This is a genomic window from Hymenobacter sp. BT188 (genome assembly GCF_014333585.1).
Classification (GTDB): Bacteria; Bacteroidota; Bacteroidia; order Cytophagales; family Hymenobacteraceae; genus Hymenobacter.
The window spans coordinates 91,834-107,066 of record NZ_JACSCW010000001.1 but is presented as its reverse complement, the minus strand read 5'-3'; the positions used below and the strand labels follow the sequence as shown (position 1 = coordinate 107,066).

Genomic DNA, 15,233 nt, shown 5'->3' with positions numbered 1-15,233 from the left:
AAATTCTACATTCATCGCAGTTACTCGGCGTAAGCAGCGACTGTATATAACATGTATTTTCTCTACCCCACAAAAGGCCCCCGAAACTCCGGTGCCTTGCGCTGCTTCGAGGCTTGCTCGTAGGCGTAGGCTACGCTCAATAAACCCGCTTCCCCGTACGCCGGCCCGACGAAGGACAAGCCCACCGGCAGGCCGTGCGCCTGGCCCATGGGCACCGTAATGTGCGGGTAGCCTGCCATAGCGGCGGGCGACGAGAAGCCGGGGCCGGGCCAGGAGTCACCGTTGATCAGGTCGATGGCGGGGGCGGGACTGTTGGTAATACCGATGATGGCGGCGAGCCTGTTGTTGCGCAGCGTAGAGCTAAGAACCTGACGGGCGCCAGCGTACGATTTGCGGCGGGCTTCCAAGTATTTAGGAGTGCTCAGGTCGCCTAGCTTCTCGGAGGCTTCCAGAATTTCCTGCTTGAAGAAGGGCATAGCCTTGGGCTCGTTTTGCTTGTTAAAGGCAATAACGTCGGCCAGAGTTTTCACCTTAGCATTGGCCGTGGCTAGGTACTTATTTACGCCGTCCTTGAACTCGTAGAGCAGCACATCGTACTCGGCCTCGCCCAAGGGGTTGATTTGCTTGAGCACGTCCACTTCCACGATGGTCGCGCCCTGGGCCTTGAGTAGCTCAATGGCTTTTTTGAATAGCGGAATAGCGTCGGAGCTGCCTTCCAAATGGGACTTCTCCACGCCGATAATTTTGCCCCCCAGCGCCTGCGGAAACAGGAATTTGGTGTAGTCGGAAGCCGTTTTGCCGGCGCTTTGCTGGGTAATGGGGTCGGCGGGATCGGGGCCGGCGAGGGCGGAGAGCAGGATGGCCGCGTCGCGGACGGTGCGCGTCATGGGGCCGGCGGTGTCCTGGGTGGCGGAGATGGGAATGATGCCAGTGCGGCTGAGCAGGCCCACCGTGGGTTTGAAGCCGACCAGCCCATTGCACGAGGCCGGCGACACAATAGAGCCATCCGTTTCGGTGCCGATGGCCAGGGCGCAGAAGTTGGCCGCCACGGCAGTGCCGGAGCCGGAACTGGACCCGCTGGGTGTGCGGTCAAGGATGTAGGCGTTCTTCGTTTGCCCCCCACGACTGCTCCAACCACTGGTAGAGCGCGTGGAGCGGAAGTTGGCCCACTCGCTCAGATTGGTTTTGCCCAGCAGCACTGCGCCAGCTTCGCGCAGCTTCTTGACAATAAAGGCATCCTGCGAGGCTTTGTTGCCGGCCAGCGCCAACGAGCCGGCGGTGGTCTGCATCTGATCGGCAGAGTTGATGTTGTCCTTGATGAGAACGGGAATACCGTGCAGCGGGCCGCGCACTTTGCCGGCCCGGCGCTCTTTATCCATCTCCTCCGCAATGCTGAGCGCATCGGGGTTTAGCTCAATAATTGAGCGCAGTTGGGGGCCTTTTTTGTCCATGCCCGCAATGCGGCGCAAGTACAGCTCGGTGATGCTGCGGGAAGTGTACTGGCCCGCATTCATTTTTTCTTGCAGCTCCGTTACCGTGATTTCATTAAGGGCAAAGGTATCGTCGGTATCAGCGGCAGTGGCAGCGGCGGTTTTGGCAGATGTGGAATCGGTGGTGCAGGCGTTGAGGGAGAGGGTGGAAAGGGCAACGCCAGCTAAGCTGCTGTTACGCAGAAATACTCTTCGGTTCATCTTCTCTTTTTTCTTGTCAAGATAAGATGAGTTGGCGTGTGTAGCTAGCGGAGCGTAGGTGGAAAAGGGGGAATTGTCATGCTATAAATTTCAGAACGTCATGCAGAGGCGGAGCTTAATAACATGAAGGCTCTAAAAACCAGCCCCGATGCGAATGCCTGTATCCAGCTTCTCACCCGAGCGCAGGGCGGTATACACATCTACCCGGAAGATTTTGAAAATGTGCTCGATGCCCGCGCCCAGCTCCACATAGTGCCCCACGTTGGGCGTACGCAGGTAATTCAGCGAAGCTACTTCCTGCCATTTCAGGCGGCGCAGCAGCGGTACTTTGTTCAGGAAGAAGCCGTTGAAATGGTGGTTGTAGTGGCCTTCGATGTAGCTGCGGCGCGTGCTGAAGTTGTAGTAGTCGAGCAGCTGGAACTGGCTGAAGTCGGCGGCGAAAATGGTTTGGTTGCCGGCGAAGTGGCGGTAGTCCATAAAAGAGAGTTGAGGGCGACCCAAAAAGCCCCCCACCGTCACGTCGAAATTGCTTTCGCCAAATAGGCCCAATTCCAGCGTTTTACGCAAACCGCCTTCCAGGCGCGAGTAGCGCACATCTGACCCAAGCACACCTCCGAAGCTCTGACGCAGTCCCAGCCGGAAAGTCGGGTATTTAGAGCCCAGGTTGAATTTGCCGGTTGGTCGGATAATGTACTGCTGCCCCGGCTGCCAGAGCAGCTCAGCGTAAGCCGTTAGCGACTGGTTGCGGCCGAAGCTAGTGCCGCCGGGCAATTCCTCGTTTATGGGGTCATTGGGCGTGAAAGCTCGGCCGGGCACATCCACGATGGTTTTTATGGTGGCGTTTTGCAGCTCGCGGCGGTCGGCATAGCCCAGAGCGGTACGCAGGGTGAGGCCGTTAACCAGTTCGGTGCGGAAGTTAATTTCGCCCCCATCGCGCTGGTAATATTTGGCGTAGTTGGTATTGCGCAGCAGGGTGTACTGCGTATTGATGAAGGGCGTAAGCTGGCTGGCTGGGTCGAAATTCTCGATCGTACGGCCCACCACAAACCCTATGCGGCTAAACGAAAGCGGCTTGTAAGTATAGCCCCCCGACAGGCTTGGGCTAAACAGTTTGGCCGCGAAACCATAACGCAACGTCGGCGTGAAGGAGTAGTTGCGCCGGTCTTCGAAACGCTGGGTGTAAGTGGCCTCTGCATTCACAATGGTGCCCTCTACAGTGCTGTATTGCAGAATATTAAAGATGGGCTCTACGCGCACCGTGCGCCGCCGAAAAGAGTTGGTGTACTCGTAGCCAGTTAGGAGCACCTCCGTCGGCTCAATCTCGTTGCGTTTGCGGTCCAGGGAATCCTGGTAGGGCCGCGACTTTTTGATGACTTCCGAGCTGTCTTTTACCTGATAGTCGCGCGCTTCTTCGTCCGTGAGCGGAATGGGGCGGATCTGGGCCCAGTAGCTGGAGTCGCGCTCGTTAGCACCCTCTTCTACCCGCATTACTTCGCCTTTAGCTAATGGCTCAACACCGACTTCGCGGGCTTGCTGCTCCAGCTGCTGATCAGCCAGCTTGGTTTGCTTGCGCAGCTGGCGAGAAATGCCCCCCAAATCGGGGCGCTGCTTCTTAACCTCGGCTACTGTTTCGCGACCCACGGGCGCAGACGTGGCGTCGGGGGCTACAGGCGCAGCGGCAACTACTTTCTCGTCGGGGCGGTTGGGATAGGTGGGCGTGACGCGGTAGTTCGACAGAATAGCATTGAAGGAGCCATTGCCTTTAAACCCGAAGCCCTCCCCCACCAGACTCACCTTCTGCGACTGCATCACCCACACGTCGGAGGGGCCAGGTGCGGGCGCAAACTGCTGGGAGATGCGGATGCTCTCGACATACTCAATTCCCGAATTTTGGTTCAGGCTCAGCTCCAGGCTATGAAGCCGCCAGGTACCATCAACCAGATAGATAAAGCCAGTGAAAGCCGGGTCGTTGCGGCGGCGCGGCGTTACGCGGATTTTGTGGATTTGCCGCCCGTCCTGGGTACTGGTGCCCACCAGCTCGTAGCGGTAAAAGAGCATAGCATTCTGGGCAATAGGCGAAACAAAGCCGCGCTCTGAAAACCCCGATTGAATCAGGTTATCATAGAAATTGAAGCTCCGTCCCGAGGCTCTATTAAAGCTGAAGCCCTTGCTGCTGCCGCTTACCCGCGAGGAAATCATGCGCTCCCGAATCTGGCCCGGCTGGCGAAATGACAGCTCCGAAACCGATTCTGACAAATACACCACGCCTGGCTTCAAGCTAGGGTCCGTTTTGATAATACCCAGAATCTTGCCGGGCACATCGGTCAAACGAATGATGGCTTTGATATAAGTGCGAGCTGAAAACGCAGCTATTTCCGAGCGGTGGTAGCGCCGCCACTGAATAGCGTGCTGCACCAGCGCGTAGGCCGGGTCGCGGTCGGTGGAGCGCACCAGCACCTCCCCTACGTTGTAGGTTTCCGTTTGCAGACTCACATTCAGCACCGTGAGCGTGTCGCCGCCGGCTACCTGCACGGCTTCGATGCGGGGCTTGTAGCCCACGTACTGAAACACCAATTCGTAGCGACCAGGGGGCAATTTTAGCTGATAATCGCCCTGCTCGTTAGCGGCAGTGCTGGTGGAGGTGGTGCGCACCGCTACGTTGGCGTAGGCCAGCGCTGTTCCCTGTGCGTCCGTCACCCGGCCCCGGATGATACCGGCGTATCCGCTGAATGTAGTAAACAGGACAGCCTTGCATAAGACTAAAGCAAAAAATAGATAGGAGCGCATCGGGCGGATAATTCAATCTTCGTCAAGGTAGATAGAAACTGGGGCAATAAGGTTGCTCCGTGGCTTTACAGGCCGCTGAAATACTGCATGGTTGCACTAGAATCTGGTGTAGTTAAAACAAAAAAGGACAGCCCATAGGGCTGTCCTTTAATACGTTAAGCGGAATGAATTTTCGCTTATCTGGTAAAATTGCCAGCAATGGCAAGCACCGTTCCCATATCCAGTGGCTCGTCGAAAGCTTCAGAAGCTTCGTTTGGCGATACCTGGCTGATATTTTGAACGTTCAGGCCACCTTGGATAACATTAGCTTCGCTAGGATATAAGCTAGCAGGGTTGCCTGCGCCATAAACAGCAGCAGTGGCGGCAGGTGCCGGACCACCGTTATCGTTACCTGAAATCCAGCTTTGAGGGGTACTTCCCGCGTTGCTTGGATCACCTGGCTCAGCCTGTGGCCCGCCACGGCGCATAGTACGCAAGTGGGAAGCGTGGCGAGCCTCTACTGAGTGAATATTTAATGCAGCTTCCAATATTGTGTTGTTGCTGATGAGCAACGGAGCGCCCCCTTTGTAAGCGCGTACGCCCGTATCTTCAAGAGCTTGGGCTACTGCCAGGAAAGTACCAACATTGCTGAATACATCGGGGAACAGGGCCGCGCGGGTGCCACCTTTAGAACCTGTAAAGTCAAACGAGTCCCGGGTAAGATCGGGAATTGCCGCACTCCCCAACACTGAGCGCAGGAAGTTGACGTGGGCACGCTCGTCGTTGTAAATCTTGACAATATCGGCCCGGTTCTGCCCGGTGAGGCCAGAGTTCAGAGCCGATCCGGTCCTACCCGAGAAATCTAGACCATTTTCGTAGAAGTAAAACTCCAAGTATTCCAGGCGCAGAGCAAAGTTCAGTACGTCGATAATTTGCCGGCTAAGCCCCCCTGTTTGGCCGTAGGCCTTCTGGAACATGGCACCCATAGCCAGCGGTACGGCGGCCACAGCGAGCTTTTTGCCAAATCCAGCAAAATGCTTAAACATCTGGCGGCGCTGATCGAGACGCTCGTAGACTTCTGGATCTACTTTCTCGATTTCGGTAATGATTTTGAGAATATTCATGGGTAAGATTTTTTGGCGATAGAAGGAATGGATATGGCAGACGCAGCTTAGTCCCTAGGCAGGCTGCTGACGTCGATTTTAGAGCCTTGAGCCAAGAAGGTATTGGCAATGGCAGCTACCTCAGCAGGCGACTTCGATTTTTCCAAACCAGTGGTCGGATCTACTACGTCAGGTCCTACGAAGGTGCCATTCTGCAACAGGTCGCGGATAAGGGCCGCGTGGCGTGCTTCTACCGACACAATTTTACCGGCAATCGTCAAATACGCTGGATTGCTAATCAGCTTTCCAGCGCCGTTATAGGCTGCTACACCCAGATCTTCAAATGCTTTGGCGGTACCCAGGACACTAGCCCGGCTAGCGAAGTTGACGGACGAGAAATCGGGAGTCAGCTTTTTGATCGGAATGGCCCCCGCGGCCTTGATAGCGGCATACAGGAAATCGGAGTGAATTTTTTCGTGATCTGCCAGGTCCTTCAGAATAATTCTTTCGGCACGGGTAGCGTTCAGATAAAACTGCTCCTGCGTCACTTTAGCGTAGAAAGCCGCCTCCAATTGCTCGAGTGCGTACGCATAGTTCAAAATACCAACATCACCACTGCCTACATTCACTACGCCGCTATTCCGGTCAACCTGTTTGAATATGTCATTCAAACGGTCGTCGGTACAGCCAGCCAATACCAGTCCGCTCAGGGCCACACCGGCACCAGAGTAGCGCAGAAACGCCCGGCGTTGCAAGGGCACCATTACTTCCTCCTGAGCATTTTCTGCTTCAGAGCTTTTGTGAGAAATATGCGACATAACTATTTGTATTAAGTGGTGAAAATTGTTGATTATCTCCATACGTAATTAAGGTACTAGTTATATTTCACAAAATGCAACAACCCGTATTTATATCATCTAAATAAGTATTTATTGCGTTATTTTACTATATTATTTTTAGCATAATTGTACTTTACGCAAGAAAAAGTCAGTCATTTCTGGTCGTAGCTAGTGCTCTACAACAGCTATGCTATCAGATAATTGTGCTATTAATAGCTCGACTGTACCTTTAGTAGAAAAGCTAGTGTTGAGTACGAAACTGAGCCCGTTAGAGTAACCACAGAATGATTCTACAACACCCGGTATGGAGAGTGGGTGGAGAAGTTTAATCCGCAAGGCCAAAGCGCTGCCCACATGGTGGGTCTCGGGCCTGAAAATGATGAAGCTTGTTGGCGTACTTACCTGAGCTTTCAGGTTGAGCAGCCTGAAAAAGCCCCCCAGCAGGCTTTAGACTACAGGTTCTGCTACCGGAGCTACCGGCACGACACGATGGCGCCGCACATACCAAGTATTCAGCACTACACCTAGTAGCACCAGGCTCATACCTAAGTATACCTCAGGACGGAACGCTTCGCCAAAAAAGACAAATCCTAAGCCCAACGCATACAGAATACCTATGTAGTTTAGGTTGGCTACATTAGAGAGCTTTTCGGCTTGGTAGGCTTTGGTCATGCATACTTGGGCGCCTTGTGCGAATATCCCCGCGAGGATTAGCCACAGCCAGTCGAAGCCATGCGGTGTTACCCAATGGAACATGCAATAGATAGCGGCAATTGGCAAAGCCACCATTGGGAAGTAAAACACCACGACCAAGGGATGCTCCCGGCCCTTCAAGCGGCGAATAGAGTTGTAGGAAAACCCCGAGAAAACGGCCGAAGCAATACCAAGCATCAAGTACAGCGGATTCACGCGCGTATCAACCCCCTCAACTACTAAAACCCCGGTGAAGGACAGCAGGAAAAATGCCCACTGCCACGCTTTGACTTTCTCTTTTACAATGAAAATGCCCAATACTGTAGTGAATATGGGAGCCAAATACTGCAGCGTAACGGCCGTGGCCAACGGCATATTCTGAAGAGTAAAGAAGTAGAGAATAAGGGAAAGCGCGCCGGTAACGCCCCGCGCAATGAGAAAGAAATGGTTGGAACCCCAAGGACGGATATTTAGCACTCGAAGCGTTATGTAGCTGATAACAATGGAGATAACCGACCGAAACAAAATAATTTCGAGCGCGGGCAAATGGGGCAGCAGCTTTACGCACACATTCATGAGGGCGAAAAACAGCGTGGAGAGCAGCATGTAGCGGGCACCCTGGGTAAGCGGCATAAGGCAGGCAGAAAGGAAATACAAAGGTCGGATGGGGCGACCAATGGTGCCTTAACAATTTTATGCGCCTTTTGCTGCTGACCTCCAGAAAAGCCCCCCACGTAGGCCCACGGCTAAGCGGGCACCGGCGTAGCGCTCAGCTCGCGGTAGCGCACCAGCAGCACAGCCGCCGAGGCCATAATAAAGCCCCCCAGCAAGGCATAGCCCCAAGCTATATTGGAGCCCAGCGTGAAAAAGCGCAGCGAGAACAGCAAAATAAAACCTGTGCGCAGCAGCACGTTTACAACGTTGAAAATGCCGTTGACTCGCCCAATTACCTCATTCGGTACGTGCACAAACAAGTAGCTCACCCGCAGAATGCGCGTGCCGGCATTGGTGAAGCCTAAAACCAGCGAGAATGCCAGAAATAACCCCACCGACCGCGTGGCCGCAGCTACGCCAAAGCTCACCCCAGCTATCATCATCAGCACGATAACGGAGCGCAGCGTGGGGTGGCGCAGAAATACCCGTCGCACAAACAGGCCCGCACTTAGAGCACCGACCGCGTAAGCTACTTCGGCCGCGCCAAACACCGCCGCCCCAGCCTTCAAGTGGTTGTGCACATACAAGGGCATCAGCGCGTTCAGGCTCACCAGCAAGCCCACAAACACCGAGAAGGAAAACAGGCCGAACACCCATACTGCGCGATGTTCCTGCAAATACGTGACGCCAGTGCGCAGGCGCTTCCAGAGCGAGCCCAACTCTACTTGGGTCTGAATGACAGGCTGGTGGCGAATAAACGCAATGAGCCCGACGGCTACGGCGTAGGTAATGCCGTCGAGCAGGAATATCTGGTGTAAGGGCCAAGCTTCCAGAGAGAAAGGCAGTTCTAGTTGTGCTCCAAACAAATTATACGTCTGGCCCACGGGCAATCCTTCCAGCAACAGCGCCGCCAGCGCACCGCTCACCACCGACGTAGCTTGTCCTACAATTTCGATGGCGGAAGTGATGCGCGGATAGTCTTTGGGCAGACTGATTTCCTGAGCAAAAGCGTAGAGGTTGGGGTAATGAATGCCGTAGCCAAATACGGTGGTGGTAAAAGCCAGCAAAATGCCCCCCAGCGGCACGCCGCCCGTGGCAAAACCATAACTGGCCACTCCCAGCAGCACCGCCCCCTCCACCATATTCGACGCCAAGAATACTCGTTTGCGGTCGAAACGGTCGACTAAGGCACCGGCGTACATGCCCCAGAATAAGGAAGCAAACGTGACCAGTCCGTACAATAAGTTAAAAGTGCTGGACGCATTCTGGCGGGCAAAAAACCAGGGCACCGCCAGCATCGTGATGCCTTGGGCGAAGCCGGAAATAGCGTTGGCCGTAAACAAAAGCGCCACGGCGCGGCGGTTATTTTTCAAAGTATAAGAATGTACTTATGTAACCCGATTCTTTATTAAAGAATGAATTTACCTACGGATTGGGCTTTATTAACAGCTACTAACGAGGCAGAATTTTAAACATTTCCCTAAGCTGTAAATCCCTGTGTTTGGTTGTCTTGCGAGGACTGATTCGTCTTTACTCATAGCTACTTATCTCTATCAAATCACGATTAGCAACAAGGTTAAAGAAAGATTTCTGTGGTATAGTGAACTTATTTTTAAACTTTTTTTCTAGTACAGAAATATATTTTATACACTTATTTAACATGCAAATAATGACAGAAATGCACTCGTTTTTAGATATGTAACTAATTAAAATTCAACATAATATTTTTTACATAGTTATTTATATAAAAAACAAAATATAATAATACTAACCCATGACCTATCTGTATATAATACAATATTATAGGCAATTATAGTATGCATTCATACTTGTTATCAAGGAGTTCGGGTTATCTAAAGAATCTGAATTTCAAAAACTTCCGTAGGTGGCTCTGATTTCTCCCCAAACCACTTTACCAGCTACGCATGAAGAAAACTTTACTCGGTTTGTTGCTCTGGATGGGCAGCACCGGGGCTGTACTCGCTCAAGCTTTTATTGATTCTCACCTCAAATCGGCCTTGGCCACCACTACTGGTGTTCAACAAGTCGTTGTGACCTTTAAAGGTGGAGGTGCCCCAACGGCGGCTAACTTGCAATTGTTGAGCACCTTGGGCATCAGCCAAGGTGTGACGCTAAAGGCATTACCCGTAGCTGGCGTGCTAGCCACCCAGGCTCAGATTGATCGGTTGGCTGCAGACCCCAGCGTGGTATCCGTTTATCTGAATCGCTCCCTTGTCCGCGACAACGACGGTGCCACTGCTCTGACCGGCGCCCAGCGGGTACGATTAGAATCGTCTTTTACCCAGCGTAATGGCGGTTTGCCCGTATCTGGCAAGGGTATAGGTGTAGTAATCAACGACAGCGGCGTGGACGGAACGCATCCCGACATGACACTGGGCAAGAACCTGAAGCAGAACGTGTTGGGCACTACCAACCTGAACGCTCAGGATGCCATGCTACCTATTACCTATGTAGAGAATATACCCAATACTGACCAGAGCGGCGGGCACGGAACGCACGTAGCTGGTATTGTGGGTGCTACGGGCGCAGCTTCCAATGGAAAGTATGCTGGGGTTGCGCCGGGTGCCGACCTCATTGGTTACGGCACGGGCGCGGGCCTATTTATTCTGGATGTGGTGGGCGCTTTCGATTACGCCTTGGTAAACCAGTTTCAGTATAACATTCGTGTTATTACCAACTCGTTTGGTACTACCTCAGACATTGGCACCGAGCCAAACCCTGCTGATCCAATCAACATTGCTACTAAACGCTGCGTGGATCGCAACATCGTGGTTGTGTTCTCGGCTGGTAACTCGGGCGCAGGCTCAGGTACCATTACGGGTAATTACAAAAAAGCCCCCTGGGTAATTGCAGTAGGCAACTCAGATAAGGCCGGCGTGCTGGCGCCTTCTTCTTCTCGTGGTCGGAAGGGTATGGGCGGCAGCTTCACTATGGATGGCAAGAGTTTCTCGTGGCGCGATGAGCCTACGGTAACGGCTCCTGGCACAGACATCATTTCGACGCGTGCTATTTCTCCTATCGGCGTACTCAGCACGCAGCAAGATGTAGAAAATATGGAACCCGCTCACGTACCGTTTTACACTCACCTGACGGGTACGTCGATGGCTGCTCCGCACGTAGCCGGTATTGTGGCTCTGATGCTGGATGCTAATCCTAATCTGACCCCGCTGGAAGTAAAAACCATTCTGGAGCAAACAGCTACCAACTTACCCAACCGCGAATCATGGGAAGTAGGTCGGGGCATGGCTAACGCTTATGCAGCTGTGGATCGGGCTTTCCGGCAGGCAGGCTACGGTGGCACAGTGAATGCCACGCGTACTTTCAACAGCAGCGTGAATACCAACGTGGCTAATTCGAACTTCACCATCAACTTCAACCCACTGACTGCCGCCACGAATACCAGCACCTTCGCTGTGGCTCCTGGCACCTCGTCGCTGGAGGTAAGCTGCAAAGTATCGGGCTTGTTGGGTGAAACCGGTAACCCTGTAAACCTAGTATTACTCTCTCCTACCGGTAAGCGTTATGCTTCGGGCATTTCTGTATTGTTTGCGACTAGCCCCGGCCGCGCAGTTGCCGTTGCTGGTCCTGAGTCTGGCACCTGGACTGTGCGCCTCGAAGGCTTGCAGGGGCTAGCTCTACCCGAAACGGTGAATGGCACCATTGCTTTAAATCAAGCGGCTGGTAGTACTGGTCTTACCGACGTAGTAGGCCACCCAGCAGAAGCTTCTATTCAAATGGCCATTGGCAAGCGTCTGATGGATGGCTTATCTAATGGCTTCAAGCCAGATCAGGACTTAAGTCGCATTCAGCTAGCAGATTATTTGCTAATGGGCCAAGCCGTGCGTCAGTTTCTGCCTTTGAGCGGTGCCGTTTCCTTTGGCGACGTAAGCGCCACTGATCGGCTGCTTGCCGAATCGGTAACGGCTACGGGTGCGGCCCTACGCGACCGTGTGCAGGTACAAAATGGTGTGATGCAGCCTTTGTCGGCGGGGGTATTTGGCCCATCGGCCGCCGTTACTCGCGCCAGCTTGGCTTACTCTCTAGTGCAAAGCTTAGGTTTGCAAAACAAAGCCCAACAGGTACCAAGTTCAGTAACTGTAGAGGTTGATGGCAAGCGTATTCCAATCGACGACGCTGCCCAGATTCCGGCCGGCTTGGCTGGCTATGTGCAGGTGGCTTTGGATATGAACATCATTAATGCCTTCTACACTGTTACGCAAGGGCCTTATGATCTGCTGCCTAAGTTGCACGCTACATTTAAGCCATTGCAGAAAGTGAAGCGTGCCGACTTTGCAGTCATCGTGACGCGTACTCACGACCAATGGAATTCAGCTCCGCTTGATGCCGTTGCTAGCCAAAGTGCTACCTCTAATGCCCAACTCGCTCAGCGCGACCTAGTATTGGCCGCCCCAAACCCCTTCTCCGACCGCACTCGCTTCAGTTACAACCTGAGCGAAGCAGGTGCTGTAAGCTTGGAAGTATTTGACATGATGGGCCGCAAAGTGACAACCGTAGTTAATAGCCAAGAAGCTGCGGGTTGGCACGAGCACTCCTTTGATGGCACGAATCTGCCAGCTGGCACTTACTTGTTTAAGCTGCGGGCCGGTGCTAAAAATCACAGCGGCCGCGTGGTGCTGACACACTAGCGCTTTTCCGTTCCGATTTACCTTCTAAAAAGGTCCAGTTCTTCAGAACTGGACCTTTTTGTTTGAAACTATTTCAAAGTGGGCGGCTTGGAGCGCTGGCACTTCTCACCACAATATTTCACTTCATCCCAGCAGTTGCGCCACTTCTTCCGATACTCAAAAGGGCGTCCGCAGGTGGCGCAGATCTTTGTGGGCAGGTTGCCTTTGGTGAGTTTGGCCGGTAGCATAAGATGAGGGTATCATAGGATGAAATAACACCGCAGTGACCTGATAGTTGGAGGTGGACTGGCGCAATCACGGACTACAGGGGGCATTTCGGCGGAGATTAAGCTCCGTTCAACGAATAAAAGTCCCCTGCCAGTTTCCAACAACGGGTACTGCTGGTTTAGCATCTATGTTCCAGCTTACCTATCCACCAATTATGTTCTACTCTTTCTCCTCCCGCGCTTCCCGTTTCAGTGGGCGCGCCTTTTCTACTTTGCTGCTTGGTGGCTTACTGAGCGTAGCTTCTTCCTGCTCCGAAGATACTGGTGCGCTCCCCGCCCCTGTCGGGCCAAACACCATCACTTTCACTCAGCCCGCGCTGTACCCCGAAGGCGTGCAGTACAACGACAAAACCAATCGTTTCTTCGTCAGCTCCCTGACGCGCGGCGCCATCGGGCAGGTGCAGGACAATGGCAACTACCGCGTCTTTACCGATGATGCCCGGCTGGTTTCTACCATCGGCCTCCACCTCGACGCGGGCCGCAAGCGGCTCTTGGCGGCCGTCTCCGATCCGGGTGCCAACACCACCCGTTCTACCTCCGCCACCGCCGGTCGGTTGGCGGCCTTAGCTATTTTCAACGCCGATAATGGCCAGCTTGCCAACTTTGTTAATCTGGGTGCCTTGCGGCCAGGCCAGGGCCATTTTGCCAACGATATTGCCATCGATGCCCAGGGCAATGCTTACGTCACAGACAGTTTCTCACCCATTATTTATAAGGTTGACTTACAGGGCAATCCCTCTGTATTTCTGGAGAGCAGCCAGTTGGCAGCCCCAGCCGGCGCGTTTGGCCTGAATGGTATTGCCTATCATCCCGACGGCTATCTGCTGGTTGCTCAATCGACGCAAGGCGTCGTGTACAAAGTGCCGCTGAGTAACCCCGTTGCGTTCAGCCCGGTAGCCAGCGCTCAGAGCTTGGTAGGTGCCGACGGCATTCTACTGCAAGACAACCGTACGCTGCTGGTCGTATCCAACAGCCAAAGCACGGTATTTCGGCTGAACTCGTCGGATAACTTCGCTTCAGCTACCGTGGGGGGCAATTTTGCCACCGGCAACGTCTTTCCAACGACCCTCACGCGCCGCGGCAACGAAACGTATGTACTCTATGCTTACCTGAGTGCGCTGTTTGGGGGGCAAAATCCACCGGTATCCGACTTTAGCATCAATAAGGTTCGGTTCTAAACCGGCAAAATACAGCTGCGCTATCAGCAAAAAACGAAGAGGCTGCCCGTGCATTTGGGCAGCCTTTTTTGTAATCTAGTACTTGTTAAACTCTTGTTGCTAGCGCTATGTCAATGCCGCCGAATGATACGCTGGGCCAAGCTGTTTTGGCCAATCTGCGCCACATCTTTGTTCAGTATAAAACGTTGGCTGATCGGGCGTTGGCTCAGATTCAGCCCACCGAATGGTTGTATACTCCCGCGCCGGGTGCTAATAGTGCGGCCGTTATTGTGCAGCACATGGTCGGCAACCTCCGCTCCCGCTTCACCGACTTCCTGACCACTGACGGCGAAAAGCCCGACCGTCGCCGCGACCCGGAGTTTGAGGAGCCCAATGCCCCCGCCGAGACATATGTACCGGCTTTGCGGAAGCAATGGGAAACGGCTTGGCGCATTCTGTTTGACTTGTTAAACTCGTTGCAGCCCGATGACTTGCTGCGCACGGTTACGATTCGGGGGGAAGCGCACACCGCGCTAGCGGCCTTGGAGCGACAGGTAGCTCACTACAGCTACCACGTGGGACAACTCGTGCAACTGGGCAAACTGCTGCGGGGCGCTGACTGGCAAAATTTGAGTGTACCACGGGGCCAAAGCGAAAACTTTACCCAACAAGTGCAGCAACGTGCCAACCCTAACCCCAATTCTATAGTTTAGGGGCTATGCTCGCAATAACCACGCTGCTCAGTCCGCCTAACGCGGCACGCATCAACCGCATCATAAAGGAGCTGGAAACGCAATTTGGCCTCGACGACGTGCAGGCCACCGCCGACCCGCACATCACCTATCAGCTGGCGGGGGTGCGCAAGCTGTCGTTGCTCAAGGCCGTGCTGCGCGATGTCGCTCGCACCACCAAGCCATTTCCGGCCTTTACCACGGGACTGGGGGTATTTCCGGGCCCGAATCCGGTTATCTATATTCCGGTACTGCGCTCCGATGCGCTCAACCAGCTGCACATGCGCATCGTGAATGCCACCGCGCCGCTTTGCCTGCGCACCGACAAGTTCAGCGGCCCCGACTGCTGGATGCCACATATTTCCCTAGCCCTGCACGACACCTCACCAGATCTACTCGGCCCGGTGCTGCAACACCTTAACGAGCAGACCTTTAACCTGCGGCTAAACATTAACAACATCACTATTCTGCGGCAGGAAGGCGAGCAGTTTGTGCAGGAAAAAGTCTTCAGCTTTGAAGGGCATAAAAATGAGAAAGCACCTCTGCTTTTTTAGCTTTTTCCTCTTAGCCACTGTCAACAAAAGGGCCATAGCCAACATTTTGCCCCCCAGCGTGGCATTTTCGTTCCCACTGCCGACCTTTACCGCCTCACTTTTCCTTTCTCCT

Annotated in this window: 11 protein-coding genes; 4 read left to right on the top strand and 7 right to left on the bottom strand. The window is 53.7% G+C overall.

The genetic code is table 11. The features are described 5' to 3' along the window. Positions 1-62: 62 nt before the first annotated feature. From H8B13_RS00430 to H8B13_RS00405, 6 genes are all read right to left on the bottom strand, one after another. Positions 63-1,691: an amidase gene (locus H8B13_RS00430; protein WP_187308872.1), complete on the bottom strand. Its 1,629-nt coding sequence runs from the start codon at positions 1,689-1,691 to the stop codon at positions 63-65. Positions 1,692-1,823: 132 nt separating this feature from the next. After that, positions 1,824-4,478 carry a DUF5686 and carboxypeptidase regulatory-like domain-containing protein gene (locus H8B13_RS00425; RefSeq protein WP_187308871.1) on the bottom strand — a complete coding sequence of 885 codons (2,655 nt, stop codon included), beginning with the start codon at positions 4,476-4,478 and terminating at the stop codon, positions 1,824-1,826. Positions 4,479-4,654: 176 nt separating this feature from the next. Then, positions 4,655-5,581, bottom strand: a complete 927-nt coding sequence (locus tag H8B13_RS00420; RefSeq protein WP_187308870.1) for a ferritin-like domain-containing protein — start codon at positions 5,579-5,581, stop codon at positions 4,655-4,657. Between the two features lie 47 nt (positions 5,582-5,628). Then, complete coding sequence (locus tag H8B13_RS00415; protein WP_187308869.1) at positions 5,629-6,378, bottom strand: ferritin-like domain-containing protein; 750 nt, start codon at positions 6,376-6,378, stop codon at positions 5,629-5,631. A 468-nt stretch (positions 6,379-6,846) separates the two neighbouring features. Beyond that, positions 6,847-7,725, bottom strand: a complete 879-nt coding sequence (locus H8B13_RS00410; RefSeq protein ID WP_261990169.1) for a DMT family transporter — start codon at positions 7,723-7,725, stop codon at positions 6,847-6,849. Positions 7,726-7,838: 113 nt separating this feature from the next. Beyond that, complete coding sequence (locus H8B13_RS00405) at positions 7,839-9,119, bottom strand: MFS transporter (protein ID WP_187308868.1); 1,281 nt, start codon at positions 9,117-9,119, stop codon at positions 7,839-7,841. Between the two features lie 552 nt (positions 9,120-9,671). Between H8B13_RS00405 and H8B13_RS00400 the strand changes: the two genes are divergently transcribed. Continuing rightward, the gene (locus H8B13_RS00400; protein ID WP_187308867.1) at positions 9,672-12,413 is read left to right on the top strand and encodes a S8 family peptidase; all 2,742 of its coding nucleotides are present in this window, start codon (positions 9,672-9,674) and stop codon (positions 12,411-12,413) included. Positions 12,414-12,481: 68 nt separating this feature from the next. Here the strand turns inward: H8B13_RS00400 and H8B13_RS00395 are convergent, their stop codons facing one another. Further along, positions 12,482-12,640 (bottom strand): DUF2256 domain-containing protein, encoded by a 159-nt coding sequence (locus H8B13_RS00395; protein ID WP_187308866.1) that lies wholly within the window; start codon positions 12,638-12,640, stop codon positions 12,482-12,484. A 194-nt stretch (positions 12,641-12,834) separates the two neighbouring features. Here H8B13_RS00395 and H8B13_RS00390 point away from each other — a divergent pair, with 194 nt between their 5' ends. The 3 genes from H8B13_RS00390 (at position 12,835) to H8B13_RS00380 (ending at position 15,121) form a co-directional block, all read left to right on the top strand. After that, positions 12,835-13,857 carry a hypothetical protein gene (locus tag H8B13_RS00390; RefSeq protein WP_187308865.1) on the top strand — a complete coding sequence of 341 codons (1,023 nt, stop codon included), beginning with the start codon at positions 12,835-12,837 and terminating at the stop codon, positions 13,855-13,857. Positions 13,858-13,964: 107 nt separating this feature from the next. Then, entirely contained in the window at positions 13,965-14,549 is a 585-nt protein-coding gene (locus tag H8B13_RS00385; protein ID WP_222841304.1) for a DUF1572 family protein, read from the top strand. Positions 14,550-14,554: 5 nt separating this feature from the next. Next, positions 14,555-15,121 (top strand): 2'-5' RNA ligase family protein, encoded by a 567-nt coding sequence (locus H8B13_RS00380; protein WP_187308864.1) that lies wholly within the window; start codon positions 14,555-14,557, stop codon positions 15,119-15,121. Positions 15,122-15,233: the final 112 nt, after the last annotated feature.